The following is a 24769-nucleotide window of genomic DNA, read 5'->3' on the forward strand; positions in this document are numbered from 1 at the left end:
GATTAAGAAGCCCGGAGGATAACCGCCGGGCTTTTGAAATAATCGATGCGCGTTCAGTTCAACGTTTGAGCGGAATCGTATAATCACGGTCGATATCGATCTTATCGCCGGCACGGGCTAGCGTTACGGTATACCGGTCAAGCTTGGGCCCCGGAATAAACACGCTCAGATACGGCCTCATGTGGTAGTCCTCCGCGATTCCGAAGCCGCTTACGTTGAACGTTTCCCTGTCCTTCCTATGCTTGAGGACATAGGCGTCGTACGCCCCCGGATCTTTCTCGAATTTCTCGTTCAAATCCTCTTTCTCGGCAATATCGAAGAAAACGCCGTCCAAATACCGCTGGTCGGGAAATTGTTTCTTAATTTTCAAACGGAGATACCCTTCCTGCACGTATTCGGCTCCTTCGATGACGAGCTCGCGGCCTTTGAACGAAACCTTCTGCGGAAACGGCCCGTCCGGCTTCAACTCTAAGGTTCCGCTTGGCTCCCATTCGCTGACGGTCATCTCTCCGATGTGCAAGGTCAGCGACTTGACGTCTCGATCGAAATACACGGAAGACGAAAAAGGCAGCTGCAGCTTCCCTTCCTCCAATATTAGCCCGGGACCGGACGGATCAAAGCGGTACACCTTCCCTTTATCGTCTTTCAAGTAAGGAGCAGCACCGTCCTCTCTCGGAAAATCGTAGCTCCATCCCTTTTGCCCGTTCAAAACGAGGTTCATCGTCGTCGGCTGAATCGTCAGCTTCTCCAAGGTCAGACTACTCCAATCCCCATCGGCAAAGGGGAGAGTCAGGTTCGGCTCGAGCACACGGTCATGCAGCAGCTTGCCGGGTTCGATCGGCACGCCGATCTGCGCGATATGGATCGTCTCGCTCCGCTTTACCGCAATATCCGCCGTATGTTTGTTTACGGACAGCAGAAGCTCTTCTCCCTTTTTCAAAAACGCCCTTGCCGCGCCGTCCTTCAGCTGGTATTTGTAGGTTTCCTGCAGGACGAGTTCACCGCTGCCGTCCGTAGTCGTGATGACCGAGGAGGCTGTCGTCGAGCCGCCCCCAAACAAGTTTTCCGGATACACAAACAAACGAGCATTTCCGCCGGCGTCGGCTACATCGAAATCGTCGCTCTTGATAAACGTTTTGAACAGCAGCTCCTCGTCTGTCAAATACATATCCCCGATCGTAATCGTCGTCCCGCCGACCTGTTTCGTAACCGGCTCTATCGGCATGTAGCCGTTATCGATCGCCGTTTGGACGCCGTCATGCTCCCTCGCACGGTTCAGCCACTCCACTGCGATATCAATGCCGGGTACCCCTTTGGCCAGTTCGGCAAAAGTAGGCGAAATCTTGATTCCCGCCGTAAAAAAGGACAGCAGAATCGCGGCAGCCGCCGCGCTTTTGTAAATCATCGGCCGTAAACGCCGATTGCGGCGTTCGACAGGCGCAGATGCGGAGGCGACTGAGACGGAATCGAGCTCCAGCTCCCCCTTCGCGAACCTATCGGGCAATTCCTCGGCAAACCGGAATAACGAATCGGGAACCGGAATGTGCTCCATGGATCGTTCGACTTGAAGTTTCAGCTTATCATCCCGTTTCATATCATCATCTCCCTCGTTTGCGGCATCAAATCCGCGCTATGGAGCTTTCGGCTCAGCTTTAATCTGGCGTAATACAGCCGCGATTTCACCGTGCCCTCCTTTAAGCCGAGCAGCTCGGCGATTTCCTCGATTTTGAGCTCCTGAAAATAGTACATCACGACGACGGCGCGCTGTTCCAGCTCCAATGCCATGACGGATTCGATCAGCCGTTCGGACTGCTCTTTTTTGAGCATGCTTTCCAGCGGTGAATCAGCATGATCCCGGATGTCCAGCTGCTGAATGTCGAGACTGTATTTGTAATTTTTTTCTTTTCTCGCCGTATCGAGCGCCCGGTGAGCGATGACGCGGCTGAACCATCCTTGAAAATGGCGAATTTCTTTTCCGCTCATGATCATGGAATACGATTCGATCAGCGCGTTCTGCACCGCTTCCTCCGCCAGCGGCGACGACCCCAAAATCGCCAAGGCCGACCGATACGCTTTGGCGATCAGCGGATTTACCAGGGTCCGGAACGACTCCTGGCTCCCGCCTCGAATATCCTCAATCAAGCGCCGCTCGAGCTCCAAATCCATTGCAACTCCCCCAGTCTCTCTATATAGGCGCAAGAGAGCCGCTTGCGGTTCAAATTTTTTTATTCGTCTAAGGCGTTATACTTCTGATAAACTCAAAAAAATGCAGTTAGCCGGTTCCACAAATAATCCGATGTCATATAGGGCTCTCCGGCATTGATTCGTTTAACGATCCGGCTTCCGGGAACGTTAATGCCCTCCTCCACGGAGAAGAACAGCTCGATCCCTGCTTTTGCCCCTTCCTCCAAAACGAGCTCGTCATAGGAGCCGAACGGAAATGCCAGCAAGGAACGGTCCCTGCCGAGTTCTTGCTCAAAACGCTTTTCCAGAAAAGTCAAATCGCTGAATATTCTCCGCCGGTATTCCGGCTCCGTTTCGCTCCGCCGCTTCTGCTCCAAATGCATTCTGGCGGTTAATGCCGGCTCCTCGGATCCCGTGCGGTCCGCAGGGACCATCCGGTGCAAATTGTACGTGTGGCTGTATATCCCCATGCCGTGAGCCTTCAATTCGCGCATTTGCTCCCAAGTCAAATGGGGCTCCGCATCCGGGTTGAACAAATCGCTGGAAATGCCCACTATAAAATTGGAGGCCGTTGCTCCGAACCTCTTCAGGATCGGAAAAGCATCGGAATAAAACGATTCGTAACCGTCGTCGAACGTAAGAATGACGGCATTGGGCGGAATGCTTCGCCCTTCCAGCATAAAGCCTGCGAAGGCATCCATCGAAATAATTTGAAAACCGCGGCTTTCCAGCATCATTAAATGGTCCTCCAGCCGGTCGGCGCCCAGGGTCGACGCGCCCGCTTCCTCCGAAGCCGGCATTTGCCTAATATCGTGATACACAAGGACGATCGCTTTATCCTTATAATAAATCAGACTTGTCCCTTCCGTCCGCAAATGCAATACCGCTGCGGCGGCAGCCAAGCCGGCTGCAAGAACGACAAACATAACATACCGGGTATAACTCATCGCTTTTGACCTTTCAAGCTTGATACGCGCGTTCACTTAAAAGGCGCAGCCCGAGCGATGACGGTTCAATTTATTTGCTTTTCCGATACGACCTGCCAACAGTCTTTCGCACAGGCGTTATACTTGCCGGTAAACTAAAAAAAGCCGTACGCGATGAACGTACGACTCCCAGGTTTCAACATTATGAAGTAATCAGTCCCATTTGCTTGCGGCGGCGAGCCGCGAACGAACAAGCTCGGCGTTCTCTTTGAATTGTTCCGTCTGTTCGATAATCATTTGCGCCAGGCTTTTGCCGGAGGCGGCGAAAAGCAGCGCGTTCTTCGGCTGATTGCCGGATTCCGCAATTTGCGTTTGTCCGTTCTTGATAACGTATACCGTTCCTTTACCCAAGGTCCATCCCTCCTAGCAGCAGCTGAACCAATTCCAAAACCGTGAAGTTTTTTTCCATTATACCATTAATAATTTCCTGATTGTAGAGCCAAAACTTCTGCGTATCCCAAGTTTTATCGGACGGAAAGTGAAAGGTCGCCACAAAATCGCCCACCGGCAAGCAAAAGTAAAACATATGCTTCTCTTCACGGAAAAAGAGCATCGGCTCCCGCCCGGAATTGCGATGCGCCGCAACGACATACGAATCGGGATCGTTCAGCTCGATCACGTCCTTGCCCGCGGCTTCGTCCGTTTGCCCCACAATTCGCATGACATCGTCTTTCTTTCCGTACAAAGTGACGGTAGAGCAGTCTTTGATGCTGCCCAGCTCCTCGCTCGTATATTCGGCAAAACGAGCGGCGATCGTTCCGCCTTTCATTCTTCCTTGTACCAAGGCCAGAAATTTGTCCGCATCACGAAAGCCTTTGAACGCGATAACCGGCAGCAGCACCGACGTGAGTCCGCGGAAATCCGCAAAAAGCTCGACCATCCTCGCGTTATGATCCATCCTGTCCGCTTCCGGCAGAAGCAGCGCGCCCCTGCGAAGCAAGTTGCTGAAATACGATCCCCAATCGATGCCTACGCCCGTGGCCAAGCTCTCCACATAAATCCCTTTCTGTACGAGATCGTATATGAACATCCAAATGTAAGGGTCGACGAACGACGGGACCGACGGACTTTCGCGCAGCATGTCCAGCACTTCGGCAAAACGGGGCGGCCGCTTGTGATCCGACTGGAACATCGATACATAGTCGCCGATCGTTTTCTGGACTTCCTTGAAATACAGCGACATAACGGCATTGTCGGCGAACACCAATATCGTTTTCTTATGCTTACGGGCGTGCAAAAACTCCAAATGCGTAACCGTACGCTCGGATGCTTTCAAATAGGTGCCCGCTTTATTCTTTATAAAAAGCAAATAAATATCGGATTCCTCGACGATTTCCAGGCATTTGCGGATCGGATCTGTATGCGCCGGCCAAGGGCCGAAGTTTCGCTCGAACATGAGCGGCTCGTGGCCGAGCTCCGTCAGCTTCGTGAAGACGTCATGGCGCAGCGGAGTAAAATCGTCCTGTGCGACCGAGCTAATAAAAATTTTGGCGCGAGAAGCCAAAGGCAACCACTCTCCCGTTCTCATACGGCTTTTTGATAGCGCAACCGCAATTGGCGAATAGTTCCATTATTATAACATGTCCTTTCCTGTATGTACCATCAAGAAAGCTGGAAAAAGTTAACTGTCCAGCCGCATTCGCACAAATACCGTTAGAATGTGAAGGAAGCACCTTTAGCGGATAACCTCCTAAAATGACCATCTAAAAAAAGAACATATATTCCCCTAAATCGCTTATATGTGGTACAATATGACAAGGCTTCCATTTCACGAATGGATTGGAGAGAATGATACATGGGCAAACGCGTCATGCTGCTGGTGGGCACGAACAAAGGATTGTTTATTTACGAAAACGACGGCGACAGGCTGAAATGGGAAGTCCGGGGCCCGTTCCTGGGCGGTTGGGAAGTGTACAGCGTACTGGGAGACAGCAGAAGCGGCAACCGGTTGTACGCCGGCACCTCTCATGCGGCTTACGGCGCCACAATCCGGGTAAGCGACGACTTCGGCCAAAGCTGGAGGCAGATCGAGAACGGTCCCCGGTACTCGCAAGAAAGCGGTTTCCCGCTCAACCGCATCTGGCAAATCGCGCCGGGAGCGCCTTCCCAGCCGGATACGATCTACGCGGGCGCCGAAGACGCCGGACTGTTCGTCAGCCACGACCGCGGCGAAAACTGGCGCGAGCTCGACGCGCTTACGAAGCACCCTACCCGTCCCGAATGGATCGGCGGAGCCGGCGGCATGGGCTTGCACACCATTATCGTCGACCCGGACAATCCGCAGCGCATATGGGTTGCCATGTCGTCCGTCGGCGTATTTCGCACCGATGACGGCGGGGAGACTTGGAAAGTATGCAACAACGGACTAAACCGCGTGCCGACCGGACAGCCGGATGAAAGCATCGGCTTCTGCGCCCACAAAGTAGCCGGCGACCCGAATAATCCGGACATTCTCTACATGCAGGAGCATGGCGGCGTATTTATGTCGACGGATGCGGCCGACAGCTGGTTCCCGATCGAGGAAGGCTTGATCGTGAACGGGGAGACGAGACTGTTCGGCTTTCCTTTCGCTGTCGCCAAGAACGGCGACCAATTTATTTTGCCGCTGGAAAGCAGCGAGCAGCGCAGCGTCCGCGGCGGCAAATTGCTCATTTGGCGGCGGGTACATGAAGGCGGAAGCTGGGTTCCGATCGGCGACGCGATGCCCGAGGAGCAGCGTCACGTCAACGTACTGCGCGACGCCATGTCGGTCGATACGCTCGAGCCGTACGGCCTTTATTTCGGCACGACGTCAGGCGAAGTGTTCTGTTCGCTCGACCGCGGCGTCAGCTGGGATAAGCTGCCGGGCCAATTTTCCCGCATCATGTGCGTAAAGCCTTGGATCGTGGAGGAGTAGCATGCAGATCGACGTCAATGTCCCCGGACTGCTGAGAGACTGTACGGGCGGCCGGGCCAGCTTTACTCTTGAAGCCGAAACGCTGCAGGAAGCGCTTCAGCTTATGCTGGATACGTATCCGCTGCTGCGGGTTCACCTCTACACGGAGTCCGGCGATGTGCGCAAGCACGTTTTCCTCTACTACAACGACGACAATATCGCTTGGCTCGACCGGCTGGACATCCCGTTGAAGAAAGGCGACAAGCTGAACGTGCTGCAATCCGTTTCCGGCGGCTGAACAGGGCAAGACGGGCTCTCGCAACCTCCTTTTTTCGCATGAGCCTTGATTATATGAAGCGTGAACGACGCAGCCAAGCCATCCGAGGGTAATCGGATGGCTTTTTATTTCAAAAAAAAGCCCTCAGCCGCATAGCGCGACCGAAGCCTTCCCATCCTCTAACGTTTCTTAAAAAATATCCATGCTCAAGTACCGTTCGCCGGTATCCGGCGCAATGCATAACACGCGTTTGCCTTTGCCGAGCAGCTTCGCTTTCTGCAAAGCCGTCCAAACTGCAGCCCCCGCCGAAGGTCCGACGAGAATGCCTTCCTTGCTAGCCAGATCGCGCGTCGTCTGCAGCGCGTCCTCGTCCGCAACTTGAATAATTTCGTCATAAACGCCCGTGTTTAATATTTGCGGAACAAATCCCGGGCTCGTGCCGACAAGCTTATGCGGTCCCGGCTGTCCGCCGGACAGCACCGGCGATCCTTTCGGCTCGACGACGTAAATCGCGATTCCGGGAATACGCTCGCGCAAAACCTCGCCGGTTCCCGTAATTGTGCCGCCGGTTCCCGAGGTTGCGACGAAAGCGTCCAGACGGCCGCCCGTCTGCTCGATGATTTCCAGCGCCGTCGTGACGCGATGAATATCCGGATTCGCTTTGTTCTCGAACTGCTGCGGAATAAAGCTTCCCGGTATTTGCTGCTGCAGCTCGAGCGCTTTGCGGATTGCTCCCGGCATCCGCTCTGCCGCAGGCGTCAGGACCACTTCGGCGCCGTATGCTTTGAGAATATTGATTCTTTCCTTCGTCATATTGTCAGGCATGATCAAAATCGCCTTATAGCCTTTGGCCGCCGCATTCATCGCAAGACCGATTCCCGTATTGCCGCTAGTCGGCTCGATAATCGTCGCGCCGGGCTTCAGCTTGCCGTCCTTCTCCGCTTGCGCGATTAAATTAAAAGCGGCTCTGTCCTTCACGCTGCCGCTTGGATTGAAATACTCCAGCTTCACATAAACTTCCGCATCGTCAGGACCGACCAGCCTGTTGATCCGGACTGCAGGCGTGTTGCCGATAAGCTCCGCGATGCTGTTCACCATTTTGCTCGCCATATCCATTCTCTCCTCCGAAGCCGTCTTTTACCCACTTATTTTATCGGTATTTGCGACTTTTGACAACCCTCGGAGTGTACGCCCATATGCCTAGAAGCTGCGAGTATACAGAAACGGACGCCTGTCGGAGTAACCGCAACGCTTAGCTTAAACGGCGGGCTCTGAGGAATGCTTCATTTCTTGGCCGAGCCGTTCGCGCATCAGAAACCATACGAGTATGGGCGAGCTCCCGAAAATGAGCAGCAAGCTGTTGACGACAAGCGGAGCCGTGCTTTGCGATATGACGATAATGAACGCGATTGTGCTGATCAGCCGCCCTGTATTGAGACAAAGCTCGCGAAACACGACATATTCGACGCGTTTCTTGGCGCTCTCGTCATTTTGCCCGATAATATCGAAAACGACGGAGACGCCTGGTATCGAATATAGCGGAAAAAACAATGCCGCCCCAATACCGAACGCCAGCAGCGTTCCGTAATTCACCTGCCAGAACAGCGGCAATATAACCACGCTCATCATGACGGCGCCGACGAACATTCCCCACTTGCGGTATTTCGGCTTCAACAGCCGCCCGGCAAGCCAAAAGCTGCAAAGGGCGACGGCCGAGGTGACGAGCGAGAAGCTGCCTAGCTTCATTTCGTTCTGAGTGGATATATAGACGAGCAAAGCGATCATAAACCCGAAAATCCCTTCGCGCAGCCCTTGTGCTACCATCGCCAAACTCACCGTCCGCCACGGGCCTCCGGCTTCCCGCAAGCTGCGAAAGCCGCCGAACCAGTCGTAGTTGGCAAGCGCTTTGCGCTTATGCAGAAAAAAGCTCAATATAGCCCCAAGAATAAAGACCCCCAAGGAAACGGAGAAGATGATCCGGTATCCGCTCGTATCCTCCATTCTCGTAATGACGAATCCCGATACCCACGGGGCGATCATCCCGGCGATTGAGCCAAGGAAGCCGGCCAAGCCGTTAAACCGGTCGCGGTTGCCCGGATCGGTCACTTCGAAATAAACGACGTTGAAGGCAAGCCAAAACAGTCCGGACGAAATGCCTTGCACAATTCCGAGCAGCGGAATGTAGTACACCGCCTGCGTACCGAGCAGCAGAACAAGCCCATAGAAGAGAGCCGAAACGGCTACGCCTACCCGCAGCGCGTTCATCTTGTTGTACTCCTTGACCCATTTGCCGGCGAGCCAGAACGTTACCGCCATCGTAAGCTGATGTACGACGGCGAACCAGCCGATTAGCGTAAAATCATTCTTTATTTTCCATATGTAGACGTTCACGAATGTGCCGGACAGCGCATTGGCGACGGCAAACAAGGCGTTAACCGCAAGCAGCAGAAGCGCTTGTCGGGAAAGCTTCTCTTTCGGCTTCTTGGCATCCTTACCGACTGCTTCTTCCTTCCGTGCCGGATCGGCTCCATGAGCGCCTCCGTCCGTTTCGCCAAGCCATTCGCCAATCGACCAGCGGCGTTTCGTTTTTTCGCTCATTGTTGTTCCCCTTTGTGTTGGCTGCAGGTTTCCCCGCTTCTATGACATCGGACATGCCGACCACATCATCCGTAGCCACGACCCCCATAAGGTTCCCGAAAATGAAAGAAAACATGTCCAAACGAAAAAAACTCCCGACCGTGCATGCGGCACGACAGGAGTTATGGTTTATGGAGAGCCGCCGGGGCTATCCTTCTTTAATCGCTTTGATCATATGGATACGGTCTTCTTCCGACAGCATCGTTTCCGTCCGGAAGCAATTCGGGCAAACATAAAGATCCAGCCGTACCGGAACCGTCAAGAACGGTTTATCCAAAATAGCCGGCGTATGCGGTTTGAAATCCGCTCCAAACTCGCGATGACCGGCAAGCAGCATTAGCTCCCGGCAGCTGATGCATTCGGGTGCTTCCTCCTGCGTATCGATGCACTGCTCGACCTTCTCGCCATAAACATCGTCAAATCCGCCATCCGCGAAAAGCGGGCTTCTGCCGCTGCGAATCGCGTCGTCAAAGCCGGGGCCTTCATCGCCCGATTCATCGTTTTCGAACTCTTCTTCATCGTCCCAATCGTCCACATCATTGTCTATTGATGTTCGGCCTGCAGCCTCGCCTGCACCGCCGGCAGTCTTATCGTCTTTGTTTTTCATCGTGAAGGTCAGGCTGCGATACCCGCCCAATTGATTCAAACAATGCGGGCATTCGTCCTCCGCACCGATTTCCGGATCCCAGACAATTTCCGTCTGACACCAAGGACATATTTGATTTGCTTCCCGCTCCATTTCATGCACCTTCCATTCGCTGTATCCATTCGCGATAATTATTCCGCTTTAACCTTCCGACTCCCATCAACCCATTAACCGAACCGGACGATATAATAAACGCCGATCGCAAAAAAAATGATGGCAAGCGTCAGCAAGCTCCCCCATAAATATTTCATCGATTATGCCCCCATCTCGTCGTCCGCTTAGGTTACGCTTGCCCCGATAACATACGAGATCGACACGGAAATAATAAGCGAGATTAAGCCGACTGCGTTGTTGCCGTTTTTGATTTGCTCGTCGATCTTGAAATACGGCGTTAAAAACTCATAAATGAAATACGTTACAAGCAGTAACAAAAACCCGTATGCAGACCATACAACCGATTCGAATAACGTATCATTGTTCAAGATTGCAAACCGGAAAATATTGCAGATCCCGAAAATTTTACCGCCCGTCGCCATCGCGGCCGCAACATTGCCTCTCTTAATTTCTTCCCAATCTTTGTAGCGCGTAATCAATGCGAAAATGGCGAGAAAAATAACAAGCGCTACGATCGATACCGAGAAAAAAGCAAGCGTCTTCAAATACACGTTGTTCATGATCTGATCCACCTCTGCGTTCATCGTTATCCCTGCCTTCTATGGAAATTATAAACGGGTCCGTTCATGCAGTCAAAAGCCGCCGCAACAACGGAAGAGACTGAAGATTTCTTCAGTCTCTTCCCGGGCAGGTATAGGATGTTATATACGAAGCGTTAGCCCGTTATTGTTGATTTTTTTGGGCCATTCTCGCTTTCAGGGCAGCCAGTTCATCGTCTACGCCGCCGCTTTTATCCAGCTTGTCGAGCTCGTCGTCCAAGCTGCGGTTGCCGGCGCGAAGTTCGTTGCTTGCTTGAGCTTCCGCTTCCATTTGCATGACTTTCTCGGTCATCCGATCGAAGCCGCGTGCCGCATTGTCGGTTCCGAAGCCGGACATCGCCTGGTTGATCGTTTTTTGCGCTTTCGCCGCTTCCGCACGGGCAATCAGCAGGTCTTTCTTGTTTTTCATTTTGTTGAATTCGTCTTTCATCTCCGACAACTGGTTGCGAAGCTGATCCGCATTCGTTTTGGCGATGTCGTATTGACGCTTCATTTCGTCATAACGGGCTTGGTGCTCTTTCTTATCGGCAAGAGCCCGGCGCGCCAAATCTTCGTTGCCTTGCTCGAGCGCCTTCATCGCTTGCTCTTCGCGCTTGGATACCATCTCGAAGGCTTCTTCGTACTGCTGCTTGAATTTCTTCTCGACAGCGATCTGCTTCGCTACTGCAGCTTCCGCTTCCATAATGTCTTCTTCCATGTCACGAAGGAACTGGTTCAGCATCTTCACCGGATCTTCAGCTTTGTCCAGCAAGTCGTTGATCGATGCAGCCGTCAAATCGCGCAATCTTTTAAAAATTCCCATGTTCGTGTTCCTCCTTGAAATGTATGAGTAGTTGAATGTTTATTTATACCAATTGTACGCCTTAGAAGCCTTTTAGTCGACTGCTTCGGCAAGGACTGTTTTTTGCTGTAAATCCGCTAGGCCTACCTTCGAATTTACAACCGTTTGTTGCTTACACAAGTATATACGCTCAACCTGCAGCGAGGTTTCAAAGCGTATAACTTTTTTCTGAAAAAAATTATAGCACCTCTGATCATCCGACAAAAGCGGACATTATAACCGGTTTACAAATAACCGGATTTCGCAGCCTCCTTCTAAGACTACAAAAAAAGCCGCCCGGTCAACGGACAGCCTTCCTTGCTTTCCATTAATTCAATTCCACTACCGTTACGCCGGCACCGCCTTCGCCGTAGTTGCCGAGACGAAAGCCTTTCACATGCTTGTGCCGCTTCAAATATTGCTGAATGCCCGCGCGCAGCACGCCGGTGCCTTTGCCATGAATGATATACACTTGATGAAAATTGGCAAGAAACGATTCATCCAGGAAACGGTCGACCTCGACAATGGAATCCTCGATATTCGCGCCCCGCAAATCGAGCTCCATCTTGACGTCTTCGTCCCGCGACCGTTTAAGGCCGGAGGAAGCCTGCTGCTGCTTCGGCTGTTTAGGCGCAGGCGCCGAACCGATCAGCTCGAGATCGGACTTGCTTACCTTCATTTTCATAATACCGAGCTGCACGAATGCTTCGTTCCCGCCGGCCAGCTCGACGACGTGTCCCTTCTGACCTAAGCTGATTACCCGCACTTCATCGCCCGGCTCGATCGGCCGTTTGGCTTTACTGGCGGCAGGCGCCGCCGTCTTATTCGTGCGCAGCTTCGGCTCCGCCTCGTCCAGCTTGCGGCGGGCCTCGATCAGCTTATGCTCCTTAAGCGCTCCGCGTTCTTCAAGCGCCATCCGCCGCAGCTCCGAAATGATTTCCTCCGCCTCGCTGCGCGCCTTCTGAATCGCATCGCGCGCTTCGCGTTCAGCCTTCTCGAACATTTTATCGCGTTTCTCCTCGAAATCGAGCAGCTGCGCATCCAGCTTGGCCCGCAGCTGCTCGACTTCGCGGCGGAGCTGCTCGGCTTCATGCCGTTCAGCCTCCGTAGTAAGCCGATTTTCTTCCAGGGTGGCGATCATCGTCTCGACACGCTGGTCTTCCTCGTGCACTTGCCCTTTGGCATGCTCGATAATGGAGCTGCTTAAGCCGAGCCGCTCGGCGATCGCGAAAGCGTTGCTTCGTCCCGGCACGCCGACAAGCAGGCGGTACGTCGGACTTAACGTCTGGATATCGAATTCCATGCTGGCGTTGATGATGCCGTTCCGCTCGTACGCATAAGCTTTCAGCTCGCTGTAGTGCGTCGTCGCAATCATCCGGCAGCCAAGCTTATGAATCGATTCGAGAATCGAAATCGCGAGCGCGGAGCCTTCGGCAGGATCCGTTCCGGCGCCCACCTCGTCGAGCAGCACCAGACTTTTGGGCGTCATATCCCGTAAAATGCCGATAATATTCGTCATATGGCTGGAGAACGTACTCAAGCTCTGCTCGATGCTTTGCTCGTCTCCGATATCGGCATAGATGGCGTCGAATACGCAAAGCTGGCTGCCGTCCTCCGCCGGAACGAAAAGTCCGGACATCGCCATCAGGCTAAGCAGGCCGACCGTTTTGAGCGATACCGTTTTGCCCCCCGTATTCGGTCCGGTAACGATAATGGTCGAGAAGTTGTTGCCGAGCTCGACGTCGAGCGGAACGACGTTGTCTTTGGCGATCAGCGGATGACGCCCTTTTTTGAGCTTGATAAAGCCGCGGTCGTTCATCATCGGCAGCGCCGCTTTCATTTCATGCGCAAGCTTCGCTTTGGCGAAAATAAAATCAAGCTCGGCAAGCACCTCCAGATTCGCTTTGAGCGGATCTGCAACATCGGCGACCTGTGTAGTCAGCATAAGCAATATTTTGTCGACCTCGGCTTCTTCCTTGAACTTCAGCTCCTTGAGCCGGTTGTTCATGGCGACGACCGATTCGGGCTCGATAAACAAAGTAGCGCCGGAAGCCGACTGGTCGTGAATCATCCCGCCGAAATGGGCGCGATATTCCTGCTTGACCGGAATGACGTACCGGTCGTTGCGGATTGTAATCAAATTGTCCTGCAGCATTTTTTGAGTGGACGGGTTGCGGATCATCTGCTCGAGACGTTCGCGAATCCGCGCCTCTCCGCCGCGCAGCTCATGCCGGACCGCCCCCAGCTCAGAGCTTGCCTGGTCGACAACCATGGCGGTATCGTCGATACAGAACTTGATCCGCTCCTCGAGCTCTCTCTCTTCGGTCAGCTCCTTGCACAGCTCGGCAAGCAAAGGCAGCGGGTGCTCCTCGTGAACGCCAATAATAAAGCGTTGAAGCCGTCTTCCTCCCATAAGCGTCGTCGCTACGTCAAGCAGTTCTGCAGCATTCAGCATACCGCCGATCTGCGCGCGCTTCAGCGAAGAACGAATATCGCGGATGCCGCCGAATGGCGCGGCTCCCTTCAGCCGTTCCGCCGTCACCGCTTCGTCGGTGGCTTGCAGCCTTTTTTTGACCTCGTCGAGGATGGGGCTCGGCTCCAGCTTCTCTGCTTCGGCTTTTCCCAGAGACGTTTCGGCGCGGGCGTTCAGCATATGTAAAATTTTGTGGAATTCAAGCGTTTGATGTACTTTGCGATTTAGCATGGTTGACCCTCCCAAACCTATTATATCCAACCGCACACATATTAGCGAACGGCAAAATTGTTTTTAACAAAACGTTCCGCCCGTTCCCTGTTCTGGACGATAATGGCGACATATTTGCTCCGAACGCGGGAAAACTAGTAAATGCACCGATTCGATTTATGCAACAGCCATCGTGTTTCGGCTCTGCCGGGGGATGCCGCCGTCAAGCTCCGGACCAGCCGATTCACAAATAAGCCTTTTGCTTTCGCAAAAGGTTTGAAACGGAGTTCCCCTGCAAAGCAACCGGTATAAGCTTCCGAGCTTAACATCGCTTTGTCGGGATTACTAAAGGAGGAAGGACTGTGCAATTTCTCGGACATGTAGTCAGATTCATTGTGGCCGCCTTGGTTCTGATGTTTGTGGGCTGGATCTTGCCGAACTTTAGCGTAGGCGGATTTTGGAGCGCATTGCTGCTTGCTCTTGTCATCGCTTTGTTCGGTTGGATTGTCGAAGGGATATTTGGCAAACGAATCAACCCCTTCGGCCGGGGTATCGTCGGTTTTATCGTCAGTGCGTTAATCATCTGGGTCGCGCAATTTATTGTCGGCGGCGTAAGCGTAACGTTGATCGGTGCGATTTTGGCGGCTTTGGTAATCGGGATTATCGACTTGTTTATTCCTACGCCTTTCGATGCGGCTCGCAATAAAGACCGCGACCGTGCCAAGGCGTAACGGAACGAAGATCCCGCCCTCCGTCTAAAGAGCCGTCCTGACATTCGTCAGGGCGGTTTCTTTTTGGCTGAATTTGCATGTGCAAATTAACGTCGAGACGGGTGACCGCCAACATGTATCGCCCCAACGCGCGCCGGGAGCAGCGCTCTTTCCGCACCGCGCGCCACCTGGCGCGCGGTGCCATCGCGGCATGCGTGCTCTCACACGTCGGCGGTCAAACCTCGACAATCCCCTGTTGTTCTATCGGATTAATTTAGCGTTTCCCATTCCCAAAATGACCTTATTTTGCTATGATACATACAAAGCATACTAAAGAGGTGGGTATTATGGGACTTGAAAGTAAAGTCGTCCTCATAACCGGAGCAGGCAGCGGGCTTGGCGCGGCAGCAGCCATTTCATTCGCCAAAGAGGGAGCAGCCGTCGTACTTTGCGGAAGAAGACCCGAAAAAATAGAACGTTTGCAAAACACGATTATCGAAGAAGGCGGAGAAGCTGTCGCGATTCCGGCCGACGTATCCATTGAAGCGGAAGTCGCCCGGCTGATCGGCCGCATTGATGAATTGTACGGTAGAATCGACATTCTGGTTAATAACGCGGCGGTTTTCGAGCCAGGCACTGTCAGTGAAACGAGCTTGGCTTCGTGGAACTATCAGTTCGACAACAATGTAACGAGCGCTTTTCTCGTGACCCGGGCCAGCCTACCCTTGATGCGAAAGCATGCATACGGCAGAATCGTCAATATTACTTCGGCGCTAGCCCATAACGGTTCCGGAGGATTTGCCGCTTACAGCGCCAGCAAAGCTGCGCTCGAATCGCTGACGCGAACCGTCGCCGATGATGAAATCGGCCACGACATCCTTATTAATATGTTCAATCCGGGCGCCATCAAAACGGAAATGCATGCAACCGGACGCGATCCGTTCGCCGTCGTGCCGGAGCTTCTCAAGCTCGCTACCCTGCCGAAGCACGGAATAAGCGGCAAATTGATCGATGCGGCTGTTTAATGCAGCGCCTATGACGAATGGGATTGGCAGCCTGCAAGGTGCAGCCGCATGTAAGAAGCATCGCAGCTATGCGTATATTTTTTTCAACCGAAAGGCTGAATGATTCCCTCGCCAAACAGGGAAAGCATGCAGCCTTTCGGTATTTTTTACAAAAAATTTACAAATGCTTTTCCCTCTTCTTTCCCCATGCTGTGGTACGATGAGAAGTGCAGTATCGTGCGAAGGCCGGGATTTAACTAGGCACAGGAATGATGCCGCGAAAGAAACGATAAGGAGCCGATTACAAACGATATGCAAAATAGATCCGACGCATCCCAGGCGCAAATCGGGACCAAAGCCGGCAGCAGCCGCCTGAGAGCGCTGTTCGAGGTGTTGGCAGCCTCGGTTAAGCTTGGCTTGACTTCTTTCGGCGGCCCGATTGCCCATCTTGGTTATTTTCACGAGGAATACGTTCGCAAGCGCAAATGGCTGGACGATCGCAGCTACGCAGACTTGGTTGCCTTATGCCAATTTCTCCCTGGGCCGGCAAGCAGTCAGGTCGGCATCGGGATCGGGGTAATCCGGGCCGGGCTGGCCGGCGGTATAGTCGCGTGGCTCGGATTTACGCTGCCCTCCGTTTTCGCGCTCGTACTATTCGCCATGTTCGTACAGCAGTTTGACATCGGGGACGCGGGCTGGGTTCACGGCTTAAAGATCGCTGCAGTCGCGATCGTCGCTCAGGCCGTTATCGGGATGGGCCACAAGCTTGCAAACGGCCGCAGCCGCGCGACGATCGCAGCCGCTTCCGCTGCCGTCGCCTTGATGTGGCAGAACGCCTTCAGCCAAATTGCGATCATCGCGGCGGCAGGTCTGCTCGGGGCTGCGCTTTACCGGTCGAGCAGTACGGAGCCGCCATCCCTCTTGCACGTATCCATAGGAAAGCGTACCGCGGCAGGTTGTCTCTTTTTGTTCGCCGGCCTGTTGATTGCGCTCCCGCTTTTGAGACAAATTTGGCCGGCAGCGGAGCTTGCCTGGTTCGACAGTTACTATCGCGCGGGTTCGCTCGTCTTCGGCGGCGGCCATGTCGTGCTGCCTATGCTGGAAAGCGAAACCGTTTCGGCCGGCTGGGTCGGCAAAGACGCATTCCTTGCAGGCTACGGTGCCGCACAAGCCGTACCCGGACCGCTTTTTACGTTCGCCTCTTACTTGGGCGCCGTTTCGGGCGGGCTTGGAGGCGCGCTTATCGCAACCGCAGCGATTTTCCTTCCCGCCTTTCTGCTGGTCGTCGGATCGCTTCCGTTCTGGAGCTCGCTCCGGAACAGCCGGCGTTTCCAGGGAGCGCTTGCCGGTATCAATGCAGCCGTAGTCGGCATTCTCCTGGCCGCTTTGTATAATCCGCTGTGGACGACTACCGTCCGGACCTCGGCAGATTTTGCTTTGGCTGCGTTATTATTTCTTTTGCTGCATATATGGAAGTCGCCCCCTTGGGCGGTTGTCGCCGCCGGAGCGCTAGGCGGGAGCTTGATTTATACGATTGCGTAGCTGAGCAGTCTAAAATAACGCCACCAGAGCATACTCGGCGGACAGCGGCCCCGTCCAGATGAACGCAAAACAAGCAGTCAACTTTCAGGAGTCCGCTGCCTTCGCTATCTAACCAGAATCTCGGCGCTCTCCTATTGACACACAAAAAAAAAAGGCAAGGACTCCAGTCCTTCGCCTTATTTTTATGGGTAGTATCGATTCACAGCCGGACCTCGCCCCACAGCACGCGCAGCTTCTCCAGCCATACGGGAGCGGCGGCGCTAGCCAGCTTGGCGGCAGTCGATCCTTCAAGCGCGAACTGAACCGCATCCGAAGGCCAGACGGTTAGTGCATAAACGATCAGCACGAACAGCAAAGCCGCTTCCAGCATCGCCAGCAAAGCGCCGCTCCACCGATTGAGAGCATTCAAGCCCGGAACGCCGGCTATCCAATGAAGCATGTGTCCGACAATGCTGAGCGTTATTTTGACAATCGCAAAAAGAAGAATGAAGGTCAGTGCATTTACCGCATACTGCTCGATACGCGTATTTTGCAGTGAAATGCCGTACCCCGTATAATCCGAAAACGTTTCAAGCGGCAGAAGCCCCCGCAAGAAAGGAGCCGCGTCGTCGTACATCTTGTAAGCGACGAACAGCGCGATGACGACGCCGAGCACCGACACCAGCTGTCTGATCAGACCACGCCTGTAGCCTGCGACAAATGCCAAAATCAGAAAAATACAAACGGAAATGTCCACTATGTTCATCATGGCCTCCGTCTATTTGGCTTCCGGCTCCTCCATAATGAGTTCGATCCACTCGTTGTATTCCACTTTAAGCTTCTCGTATTCTTCCTTCAGCGCCTTGTATTTCACTTCCATCGAATCGTCTTGATGCTCGCGTTCCGCAAGCCGCGTTGCGGCTGCCTCAAGGGAGCCTGAAAGCTCCTTCCGTTCCGTTTCGGCGGCGGTCAATGCTTCGCGAAGCTTCGTGCTTTCGGCTTGTGCGGCATGCAGCGTCTGGAGCAGATCGCTCAGCCGCTCCTGCTCGACCGTCCACTCGACTTGGCCGGCTTCAAGCGCTTCACGCAATCTTTTTTGCTCCGTATGAGACTCGGCTTTGACCGCCTCCATCTCTTCCTGCCACTTTGCTCGCTGCTCGTTTAAGCTGCCGCTTTCGCGCCGCACATCCGAAAGTTTTTGTTCCGCATCCCGCTCGCGTGCAATTGCGCCTTCCAGCTCCGTCTTGACCGCAAGCAGCTGCTCGTTCAGCTTGCTGCGCTCGGCGCGCCACTCCTGCTGCGCTTCAGCCGTTTGCTCATGCCATTCCTGCACCTCGAGCTCAAGCTCCTTTTTCGCTTCGGAAGCTTTATCCGCAGCCGCCCGGCTTGCTTCAAGCATTCTTTCCAGCCGCAAACGTTCCGTTTCCGCTTGCTCCTGAACCGTTTCATGAGCATGCTGCAGCTTTGACAGCTCGCTTTGCGCGGCTTTGACGGACTGATCGGCCAGCTCTTGAACGGTTTTCATTTCCAGCTTGACCGTCTTCAGGGATTCCTTCAGCCGCTGACACTCCGACAGCGCGTCTTCGTTCGCAGAATCCAGCGCTTCCCGCAGCCGTTGACGGTCGTTTTGGGCTTCCTCCAGGGATTGGGCAAGCCGATCCTGCTCCGCTTGGGCCCGCTCCTCCAGCGATTCCAACGCATCGCGCAGCTTCGAACGCTCCGCTCGCGCTGCGGTCAGCTCTTCTTCCTGCGCGTTTTGCAGCTCGTCGCGTTCGGCTTCGAAGGAACGTTTCAGCTCATCCAGAGCTGCCGACGCCGTTTCCATCCGCTCGTTCGCCTGTTCCTGCGCTAGTGCGGCTTCCGCTCTCAGCTTCTCGAGCTCAGCAGCCAGACGCTCGCGTTCGGCTGCCAGCTGCGCTTCCGCTTCCGCTGCCGCATCCCGCAACCGCTCGCGCTCAGCCTGGGCATCTTGCAGCGCCGTTTCCAAAGTAAGCCGAAGCCGCCCGTTTTCTTCCTCAGCCGCCAGCAGTTGCTTGCGAGTTTCCTCCAGCGTGGCTTGAGCATCCGTCTTAACGGCACGAAGCGCTTCTTTAAGACGCTGCTGCTCCGCTTTGGCTTCGGCTGCCGCTCCTTCCAGCGTTTCGCGCTGACGCAGCCGGTCGGCTTGTACGGCATGCAGCGATTGAGTGAGACGCTGTATCTCAGTCTGCGCGCGCTCCTGGAGCGCCTTCAGCTGCTCGACATGCTCACGTTCCTTAGCCAGCGCATCCGATTGCGTCAGCTCAAGCTCTTGACTCAGTAAGCGGTAATTCTCTTCCGCTTGGGCACGAACGGACATTAGCTCCTGACGGGCTGCCGCCGCTTCCGCTTCCGAGGCCTTCAACCGTTCGGCTGCTTGCAGCTCGCGCTCCGATGCGGCATGCAGCTCCGATTGCAGCTTGCCGGCCTGGCCGTTCAGCTTGGCACGCTCCGCATCCCACTCGCTTTGCGCTTCCGTTTGCAGCTCTTCCAGCATCGCTGCGGTCTCTTCGAGCTCGGCCTTCTCCGCGCGCAGCCGTGCCAGCTCTTGCTCTTGCGCCGCTCCCGACGCTTGCGCTTGTTCAAGCGCCCGCTGCTGTTCGCGCTGCTTCGCATCCGCGGCCTCCCGAGCCGCCTCATATTCCTTGCGCAGCGCTCCCGTCTCCGTGTGAGCCGCATCCAACTGCTCGGCAGCTTGCCGTTCCCGGTCGGAAGCCGCATTCAGCTCCGATTGCAGCTTGTCCGCACGGCCGCTAAGCAGCGCCCGTTCCGCCTCCGCGTTTTTCTCCAGCTGTACTTTCTCCTCGCGGAGCTTCGCCAGCTCGCTTTCCCGCAGCGCCGCTTCCGCTCGAGACGCTTCCAGCGCTTGACCGAGACGTTCGGACTCGGAGATGGCATAAGCTTCCGCTTGCTCAAGCTCCAGCCGGAGCTCGCGCTGTTTCGTTTCGGCCGCAGCTTGCGCAGCTTCATGCTCCTTCCGCAGCGCCGCCGCTTCCGCTCGAAGCGTTTCTATTTGCCGTTCCGCCTGCTTCTCGCGGTCGGAGGCCGCATTCAGTTCGTCCAGCAGCTTGTTCGCCCGACCGCTAAGCCGTTCGCGTTCCGCCTGCCATTCGTCCATAGCCTCCGATTGCATAAGCTCAAGCGTTGCGGCCGTTTCTTCCAGCTGCACCTTCACTTCACGCAGCTGCGTCAGCTCGACTTCCAGCACCGATGCATTTGCCTGCGCATTTCTCAGCAATTCGCCTAATTCACCTTGCTTCGCTTCCGCTTCCGCACGGGAAGCTTGCAGCGCCTGCTCAAAACGCTCGCGCTCCGCACGGGCGCCCGCTTGCTCGCGCTCCAGCGACTGCTGCAGCTCACGCTGCTTTACGCCGGCTTCCTCACGTGCAGACTCGAGCTCCTTCCGCGTATCCTCCGCTTCCGCACGCACAGTCTCGAGCTCCTGCTGAACCTGCCGCTCGCGCTCGGACGTACGATTCAGCTCCGCTTGCAGCGTTTCCGCCTTGCCGTTAAGCTGCGATCGCTCGGCTTCCCACTCCGCCTGCGCCTCCGTTTGCAGCAGCTCCAGCATCGCCGCCGTCTCTTCCAGCTCCGCCTTCAGCTCTTGGAGCTTGACCAGCTCCGTCTGCTTCGCTTCCGTTTCCGCACGGGAAGCTTGCAGCGCTTGCTCGAGACGCTCACGCTCGGCACGGGCGCCCGCTTGCGCGCGCTCCAGCGTCTGCTGCAGCTCACGCTGCTTTGCCCCGGCTTCCTCGCTGGCGGCTTCGAACTCCTCCCGCTTCGCTTCTGCTTCCGCGCGTGCCGCCTCGAGCTCCCGCTTGATCTGCTGCTCCCGCTCGGACGTCAGGTTCAGCTCCGACTGCAGCGCCTCCGCCTTGCCGGTCAGCTGCGAACGCTCCGCTTCCCACTCCGTCTGCGCCTCCGTTTGCAGCAGCTCCAGCATCGCCGCCGTCTCTTCCAGCTCCGTCTTCGCCGCGCGGAGCTTGACCAGCTCCGCTTGCTTCGCTTCCGCATCGCCACGCGCCGCTTGCAGCGCCTGCTCGAGACGCTCACGCTCCGCGCGGGCGCCCGCTTGCGCACGCTCCAGCGTCTGCTGCAGCTCACGCTGCTTCGCTTCGGCTTCCTCGCTGGCGGCTTCGAACTCCTCGCGCTTCGCTTCCGCTTCTGCGTGCGCCGCTTCGAGCTCCCGCTTGATCTGCTGCTCACGCTCGGACGTCAGGTTCAGCTCCGACTGCAGCGTTTCCGCCTTGCCGTTAAGCCGCGAACGCTCCGCTTCCCACTCCGTCTGCGCCTCCGTTTGCAGCAGTTCCAGCATGGCAGCCGTCTCTTCCAGCTCCGCTTTCGCCTCGTGAAGCTTGGCAAGCTCCGCCTGCTTCGCTTCCGCATCGGTACGCGCCGCTTGCAGCGCCTGCTCGAGACGCTCACGCTCCGCACGGGCGCCCGCTTGCGCACGCTCAAGCGTATGCTGCAGCTCATGCTGCTTCGCTCCGGCCGCCTCTTGCGCAGCCTCAAATTCCTTCCGCTTCGTTTCAGCTTCCGCGCGCGCCGCCTCGAGCTCACGCTTAACCTGCTTCTCCCGCTCGGACGTCAGGTTAAGCTCAGACTGCAGCGTTTCCGCCTTGCCGGTCAGCTGCGAACGCTCCGCTTCCCACTCCGTCTGCGCCTCCGTTTGCAGCAGCTCCAGCATCGCCGCCGTCTCTTCCAGCTCCGCCTTCGCCGCGTGGAGCTTGACCAGCTCCGCTTGCTTCGCTTCCGCATCGGTACGCGCCGCTTGCAGCGCCTGCTCAAGACGCTCACGCTCCGCGCGGGCGCCCGCTTGCGCACGCTCCAGCGACTGCTGCAGCTCATGCTGCTTCGCTCCGGCCTCCTCACGCGACGCCTCCAGCTCCTGCGCAGCCTGCTGCTCGCGCTCGAACGCCGCATTCAGTTCCGCCTGCAGCGTGTCGGAGTGGCTGTTAAGCCGCGAACGCTCTTCTTCCCACTCGCTAAGCGCCTCCTCATGCAGCAGCTCCATCGTTGCAGCCGACTCCTCCAGCTCCGCTTTCGCTTCGCGCAGCTTCGCCAGCTCGCGGCCCTGCTCGGCCGAGTCGGCCTGCGCAAGCTCCAGCGTCTCCCGCAGCTCACGCTGCTTCGCAGCCGCTTCCGTCTGCGCCGCTTGCAGCGTCCGCTCGAGCCGCTCCTGCTCCGCGTTCGCCTCGGCCTGCGCCAGCTCCAGCGTCTCCTGCAGCTCGCGCTGCTTCGCAGCCGCTTCCGTCTGCGCCGCTTGCAGCGTCCGCTCGAGCCGCTCCTGCTCCGCCTTCGCCTCGGCCTGCGCCAGCTCCAGCGTCTCCTGCAGCTCGCGTTGCTTCACGGCCGCTTCCGTCTGCGCCGCTTGCAGCGTCTGCTCGAGTCGCTCCTGCTCCGCTTTCGCCTCGGCTTGTGCGCGTTCCAGCGACTCTTGCAGCTCGCGCTGCTTCGCGCCCGCTTCCGTCTGCGCCGCTTGCAGCGTCTGCTCGAGTCGCTCCTGCTCCGCTTTCGCCTCGGCTTGTGCGCGTTCCAGCGACTCTTGCAGCTCGCGCTGCTTCGCGCCCGCTTCCGTCTGCGCCGCTTTCAGCGCTTGCTCGAGCCGCTCACGCTCCGCTCTCGCTCCAGCCTGCGCACGCTCCAGCGACTGCTGCAGCTCGCGCTGTTTAGCGGCCGCTTCCGTACGCGCCGCATTCAGCGCCTGCTCAAGTCGCTCGCGCTCCGCCTTCGCTCCCGCCTGCGTGCGCTCAAGCGTCTGCTGCAGCTCGCGCTGTTTAGCGGCCGCTTCCGCCTGCGCAGCTTTCAGCGCCTGCTCGAGTCGCTCTTGCTCGGCATTCGCAGCTTCCTGCGCGCTTTCCAGCGCCTGCTGCAGCTCACGCTGCTTGCCGGCCGCTTCCGAACGGGCCGAATTCAGCGCGTTCTCAAGCCGCTCGCGCTCCGCCTTCGCCCCTGCCTGCGTACGCTCCAGCGTCTGCTGCAGCTCGCGATGCTTCGCAGAAGCTTCCGATTTAGCGGCTTCCAGCGCTTTTCCGCGCTCCTGCACTGCCGTTTGCGCCTTCTCCAGCTCGCTTCGCAGCGAATTCTCCTGCTCCACTCCCCGCTCGATCGCGTTTGCCAATTCTCCTTCCAGCGATCTGATCCGGCCTTGCGAATCACGCATTTCCTTCTGCAGCGAATCCATCTGCTGCTGCATCTCGTTCCGCGTTTTGCCGAGCTCCGTCTTCATCACTTGGAACTCGTCCGCCATATGTACTGCCGCAAGCACGGCGATTCTCATCGTATCGAGCTGAGGAACCGAGCTTGCAATTCGATGCATATGCTCATTGACTTGGGCGGCCACCGTCTTCATATAGCCGGGGCTCGATTCGCCTACAAGCCGATACTGGTTACCGTAAATATCAACCGTCACCTTGATTTTGCTCTCTTCGCTACTCACTTAAAAGGCCTCCTTACTTCTCCTGCTTCCGCTATTTTTTTGCATCATACGGCGTAACACGTCCGTTTGGTTATAGTTGTCATTTCATTGATCGTTCCAAGGATAAGCGGCTGCGCCGTCCTAAACGCTTTCGAAGAAAGCGACTTCGTAAGCATAAGCTTGGACAGCCGCGTTTACCGAGTTTTAGAGCCGCTTCCACGATTTGCTTTCTGATAAACCAAGTTTAACCGCCTGCCGGCGTCTACCATAGGGTCCGGACCCGCTTCCACGATATCTTTTTTGCCCCCAAAACAAGCCCAGTATTTTCCATCTATCAAAAGAACCGCAAAGCGGCATGGAAGTTTGATAGATAAAAATCCATTATTATGTAGTATGAAATTTCCAGCTGCGAATCGTGCCGTATACCGCGCAACCGATTCATCCGTTACTATTCGCTAACGAAAGCCCGATTTCCTTCTGCCACTAGTGTAAAAAGACTCATTTACGCAATTCCGACAATAATCCCCAAAGTTCCTCTATTACGGTGATGGGCAAACGTCTTTTTTCGCTCCGTTACCCGATTTTCCGCAGTAAAATTACACTCTGGAACTTCCATCATACCCTTAACTTCATCAACAGTGAACCCAAACTCATTAATTATCCGAAAAGTTAGCGAAATGGCCGTTGCCGATGTAAGTTTTGGAAATTTCATCCTGACAAACGACCGCTTGTCGGATTACCTATTTAAAACGTTTTTAGCGGCACTATGGTTACAATTATATTCGCTCACAAACTTGCAGCATAAACAAACAAGGATAAGCGGGCTTCGCCGTCTTCTCGGCGGCTCCTCCAACCGGTGTTACTACCCGCTTGCCCATCCTCGCTCGTCGCTTGCATGCGCTGCAGTCCGATTTCGCCCACTTGGAATCGAGTACGGCTTCCTTTCCCCTCTTGTAGTCCGAAAACGCCTGCTTGCAGCGGGTATTTTGCTCGGCACACCGGCAAATCCGTTTTCTAAGCCGGCAAAATCGGACTCCAGCGTTAGGCGAACCCCGATTCCTTGCTCCAAGCGGGCGTTTTCGGACTCCAGCATATCGAGGAGCCTTACTGGCAGCGTAAGGACGCCATGCCCCCTCGGTCATAGGCTGCGATGAAAATTCGGCCCGGTAATCGTGCATTTTTGTAAAAAACAGCTTTGCCATTCTTAAAGGACTGGCGTATTACCGGAAATTTTGAACAAGCAAGGGATACCGATCTAAAAAAACCTTACGACCAAG

At 55.6% G+C, this 24769-nt stretch carries 19 protein-coding genes; 5 read left to right on the forward strand and 14 right to left on the reverse strand.

Annotated features, from left to right (window positions below; genetic code table 11):
- Nucleotides 1-58 precede the first annotated feature (58 nt).
- The 5 genes from DQG23_RS33800 to DQG23_RS33820 form a co-directional block, all read right to left on the reverse strand.
- Nucleotides 59-1594, reverse strand: coding sequence for a DUF4179 domain-containing protein (locus DQG23_RS33800; protein WP_113035454.1), 1536 nt, complete (start codon nt 1592-1594; stop codon nt 59-61).
- A complete protein-coding gene (locus DQG23_RS33805) occupies nt 1591-2166 on the reverse strand; it encodes an RNA polymerase sigma factor (protein WP_113035455.1) in 576 nt (191 codons plus the stop codon). The genes DQG23_RS33800 and DQG23_RS33805 overlap by 4 nt, the downstream gene beginning before the upstream one ends.
- A 92-nt stretch (nt 2167-2258) precedes the next feature.
- On the reverse strand, nt 2259-3131 hold the full coding sequence (locus DQG23_RS33810) for a polysaccharide deacetylase family protein (RefSeq protein WP_113035456.1): 873 nt from the start codon (nt 3129-3131) through the stop codon (nt 2259-2261).
- Nucleotides 3132-3323: 192 nt separating this feature from the next.
- Nucleotides 3324-3521 carry a hypothetical protein gene (locus DQG23_RS33815; RefSeq protein ID WP_113035457.1) on the reverse strand — a complete coding sequence of 66 codons (198 nt, stop codon included), beginning with the start codon at nt 3519-3521 and terminating at the stop codon, nt 3324-3326.
- Entirely contained in the window at nt 3514-4674 is a 1161-nt protein-coding gene (locus tag DQG23_RS33820; protein WP_158560835.1) for a DUF4062 domain-containing protein, read from the reverse strand. The genes DQG23_RS33815 and DQG23_RS33820 overlap by 8 nt, the downstream gene beginning before the upstream one ends.
- A gap of 291 nt (nt 4675-4965) precedes the next feature.
- On the opposite strand from DQG23_RS33820, the gene DQG23_RS33825 reads away from it, so the two are divergent.
- Entirely contained in the window at nt 4966-6066 is a 1101-nt protein-coding gene (locus DQG23_RS33825) for a WD40/YVTN/BNR-like repeat-containing protein (protein ID WP_113035459.1), read from the forward strand.
- 1 nt (nt 6067) lies between these two features.
- Entirely contained in the window at nt 6068-6343 is a 276-nt protein-coding gene (locus tag DQG23_RS33830; protein ID WP_113035460.1) for a MoaD/ThiS family protein, read from the forward strand.
- Nucleotides 6344-6511: 168 nt separating this feature from the next.
- Here the strand turns inward: DQG23_RS33830 and cysK are convergent, their stop codons facing one another.
- The 6 genes from cysK to DQG23_RS33860 form a co-directional block, all read right to left on the reverse strand.
- The gene (gene cysK / locus DQG23_RS33835; protein WP_113035461.1) at nt 6512-7432 is read right to left on the reverse strand and encodes a cysteine synthase A; all 921 of its coding nucleotides are present in this window, start codon (nt 7430-7432) and stop codon (nt 6512-6514) included.
- A 147-nt stretch (nt 7433-7579) separates the two neighbouring features.
- A complete protein-coding gene (locus tag DQG23_RS33840; protein ID WP_113035462.1) occupies nt 7580-8920 on the reverse strand; it encodes an MFS transporter in 1341 nt (446 codons plus the stop codon).
- 187 nt (nt 8921-9107) lie between these two features.
- Complete coding sequence (locus DQG23_RS33845; RefSeq protein WP_113035463.1) at nt 9108-9698, reverse strand: hypothetical protein; 591 nt, start codon at nt 9696-9698, stop codon at nt 9108-9110.
- Between the two features lie 185 nt (nt 9699-9883).
- Nucleotides 9884-10303 (reverse strand): DUF350 domain-containing protein, encoded by a 420-nt coding sequence (locus tag DQG23_RS33850; protein WP_113035464.1) that lies wholly within the window; start codon nt 10301-10303, stop codon nt 9884-9886.
- A 139-nt stretch (nt 10304-10442) separates the two neighbouring features.
- On the reverse strand, nt 10443-11120 hold the full coding sequence (locus DQG23_RS33855) for a PspA/IM30 family protein (protein WP_113035465.1): 678 nt from the start codon (nt 11118-11120) through the stop codon (nt 10443-10445).
- 346 nt (nt 11121-11466) lie between these two features.
- Nucleotides 11467-13842, reverse strand: a complete 2376-nt coding sequence (locus tag DQG23_RS33860) for an endonuclease MutS2 (protein WP_113035466.1) — start codon at nt 13840-13842, stop codon at nt 11467-11469.
- Between the two features lie 341 nt (nt 13843-14183).
- On the opposite strand from DQG23_RS33860, the gene DQG23_RS33870 reads away from it, so the two are divergent.
- The 3 genes from DQG23_RS33870 (at nt 14184) to chrA (ending at nt 17077) form a co-directional block, all read left to right on the forward strand.
- A complete protein-coding gene (locus DQG23_RS33870) occupies nt 14184-14552 on the forward strand; it encodes a phage holin family protein (RefSeq protein WP_113035468.1) in 369 nt (122 codons plus the stop codon).
- Between the two features lie 326 nt (nt 14553-14878).
- Nucleotides 14879-15556 carry an SDR family NAD(P)-dependent oxidoreductase gene (locus DQG23_RS33875; protein ID WP_113035469.1) on the forward strand — a complete coding sequence of 226 codons (678 nt, stop codon included), beginning with the start codon at nt 14879-14881 and terminating at the stop codon, nt 15554-15556.
- A gap of 291 nt (nt 15557-15847) precedes the next feature.
- Nucleotides 15848-17077, forward strand: coding sequence for a chromate efflux transporter (gene chrA, locus DQG23_RS33880; protein WP_113035470.1), 1230 nt, complete (start codon nt 15848-15850; stop codon nt 17075-17077).
- A 199-nt stretch (nt 17078-17276) separates the two neighbouring features.
- Here chrA and DQG23_RS33885 read toward each other — a convergent pair whose 3' ends face one another.
- The 3 genes from DQG23_RS33885 to DQG23_RS41960 form a co-directional block, all read right to left on the reverse strand.
- Nucleotides 17277-17822 carry a CvpA family protein gene (locus DQG23_RS33885; RefSeq protein ID WP_158560836.1) on the reverse strand — a complete coding sequence of 182 codons (546 nt, stop codon included), beginning with the start codon at nt 17820-17822 and terminating at the stop codon, nt 17277-17279.
- A gap of 12 nt (nt 17823-17834) precedes the next feature.
- Nucleotides 17835-23513, reverse strand: a complete 5679-nt coding sequence (locus tag DQG23_RS33890; protein WP_113035472.1) for a hypothetical protein — start codon at nt 23511-23513, stop codon at nt 17835-17837.
- A gap of 841 nt (nt 23514-24354) precedes the next feature.
- Nucleotides 24355-24585, reverse strand: coding sequence for a hypothetical protein (locus tag DQG23_RS41960; RefSeq protein WP_146762438.1), 231 nt, complete (start codon nt 24583-24585; stop codon nt 24355-24357).
- Nucleotides 24586-24769: the final 184 nt, after the last annotated feature.

Origin of the sequence: Paenibacillus contaminans (assembly GCF_003285015.1) — a bacterium.
Classification (GTDB): Bacteria; Bacillota; Bacilli; order Paenibacillales; family NBRC-103111; genus Paenibacillus_V; species Paenibacillus_V contaminans.